Source organism: Rhizobacter sp. (assembly GCF_031412495.1).
GTDB lineage: Bacteria > Pseudomonadota > Gammaproteobacteria > Burkholderiales > Burkholderiaceae_C > Schlegelella_A.
This window is the reverse complement of record NZ_JANODC010000179.1, coordinates 1-2,060: the sequence shown is the minus strand read 5'-3', so window position 1 is coordinate 2,060 and position 2,060 is coordinate 1. Positions and strand designations below refer to the sequence as shown.

The 2,060-nt window shown below is 71.6% G+C and carries 2 protein-coding genes; both read left to right on the top strand.

Going from position 1 to position 2,060, the window contains the following annotated elements; genetic code table 11:
- Positions 1 to 5: 5 nt before the first annotated feature.
- Complete coding sequence (locus AC30N0_RS06610) at positions 6 to 707, top strand: alpha/beta fold hydrolase (RefSeq protein ID WP_489517133.1); 702 nt, start codon at positions 6 to 8, stop codon at positions 705 to 707.
- A gap of 2 nt (positions 708 to 709) precedes the next feature.
- Positions 710 to 1,909 carry a PAS domain-containing sensor histidine kinase gene (locus tag AC30N0_RS06605; RefSeq protein ID WP_489517132.1) on the top strand — a complete coding sequence of 400 codons (1,200 nt, stop codon included), beginning with the start codon at positions 710 to 712 and terminating at the stop codon, positions 1,907 to 1,909.
- Positions 1,910 to 2,060 lie beyond the last annotated feature (151 nt).

Sequence of the window (2,060 nt, the reverse complement as noted above, 5' to 3'; positions counted from 1 at the left end):
GGCTCCTGCGGCCGGTGTTCGAGCCGCGCTTTCGCGTCGTCCTGTTCGACTTGGTCGGCAGCGGCATGTCGGACCTCGGCGCCTACGACCGGACGAAGTACGACAGCCTGCACGGCTACGCCGACGACCTGCTCGATATCCTCGACGAGGCGGCGGTCGGGCCGGTGATCTTCGTCGGCCACTCGGTCAGCGCGATGATCGGCGTGCTCGCCGACCTGAAGGCGCCCGGCCGCTTCGCCGCGCACATGATGGTCGGCCCGTCGCCCTGCTACATCGACGACGGCGACTACGTCGGCGGCTTCAAGCGCGAGGACATCGATTCCCTGCTCGAGACGCTCGAGAGCAACTATCTCGGCTGGTCGAGCGCGATGGCGCCGGCCATCATGGGCGCGCCCGACAAGCCCGAGCTCGCCGCCGAGCTGACGAACAGCTTCTGCCGCACCGACCCGGAAATCGCCAAGCACTTCGCCCGCGTCACCTTCCTCTCCGACAACCGGGCCGACCTGCCCCTGCTGCAGACGCCGACGCTGATCGTGCAGTGCAGCGACGACCTCATCGCGCCGCGCGCCGTCGGCGACTACATGCACCGCGTCCTGCCGCGCTCGACGCTGCGCGTGATCGCCAACGTCGGCCATTGCCCGCACCTCAGCGAGCCGTGCGCCTGCGCCGACGCCATGCACGAGTTCCTGCGCGCGCAGGGGCTCTGACGATGACGGCGGGCGAGTCGGGCGACGCGCAGCGCCTGCCCGGTTCGCGAGCGCTCTACGACGAGGCCGCGTGCGGCCTGCTGCTGACCGACCCGGACGGGTTGATCCGGCGCGCCAATGCGACGATGTGCCGCTGGGTCGGCCGCGAGCGCGGCGAGCTCGAGGGTCGCCTCAAGGTGCAGGACCTGCTGACCATGGGCGGACGCATCTTCCACCAGACCCACTGGGCGCCGCTGCTGCAGATCCAGGGCTCGATCGCCGAGGTCAAGCTCGAGGTCGTTCATCGCGACGGGCGCCGGATCCCTGTCGTGATGAACGCGCAGCGCCGGCAGCACCCCGAAGGCAGCTTCCACGAGATCTCGCTCTTCGTCGCCGAGGACCGCAACCAGTACGAGCGCGAGCTGCTGCTCGCGCGCCGGCGCGCCGAGCAGCTCCTCGTCGCCGAGCAGTCGGCGCAGCGGGCCCTCAGCATCGCCCTGGAGGAACGCGACCGGCAGCGGGCGATCGCCGAGGACCGGGCCCTCTTCGCCGAGCAGATGATCGGCATCGTCAGCCACGACCTGCGCAACCCGCTGGCGGTGATCCACATGAGCGCGCACCTGCTCGGCATGAGCGAGCTGTCGTCGAACCAGCATCGCGCGCTCGGCCGGCTGACGAACTCGGTGGCGCGTGCGAACCGGCTCATCGTCGACCTGCTCGACTTCACCCAGGCCCGGCTCGGGCAGGGGCTGAAGCTCACCCTGAAGCCGGTCGACCTGCATGGGGTCGTCGCGGAGTGCGTCGAGGACCTGCGCCTCGCCTTTGCGACCCGGCGACTCGAGCACCGCACCTTCGGCGACGGTACCTGCGTGGCCAGCGCCGACCGGCTCGTGCAGATGATCGGCAACCTCGTCGCCAACGCGTTCACCTACGGTGCGGCGGACCGGCCGGTCGCGGTGAGCTCGCGCATCGACGCCGACACGTTCTCGCTGTCCGTTCACAACGAGGGCGAGCCGATCGCCGCCGAGCTGCTGACGAAGCTGTTCGAGCCGATGACCCGCGGCACGGCCGCCGGGGCCGATGCGCACAGCGTCGGCCTCGGGCTGTTCATCGTCCGCGAGATCGTGCGTGCGCACGGCGGCGACGTGAGCGCCGAGTCGACCCGGGAGGGCGGCACGACCTTCCGGGCCACCGTGCCGCGCCAGCCGCCCGCGGACGCGTGACGCGGACGCTGGGCGCTGCGGCCACGGGGCCGGCGCAGGCGCCCGGATTGCCGCGACCGGCCATGCCCGCCCTGCACCGCCTCCGTACCCTGTGCGCCGCTGCGGCGGCGGGAGCCATCGTGGCGCTGGCAGGCTGCGCATCCGGCGACCC

What these genes read in the sequence shown, in the direction of transcription:
- AC30N0_RS06605 (WP_489517132.1), top strand. Translation starts at nt 710, where the DNA reads ATGACGGCGGGCGAGTCGGGCGACGCGCAGCGCCTGCCCGGTTCGCGA.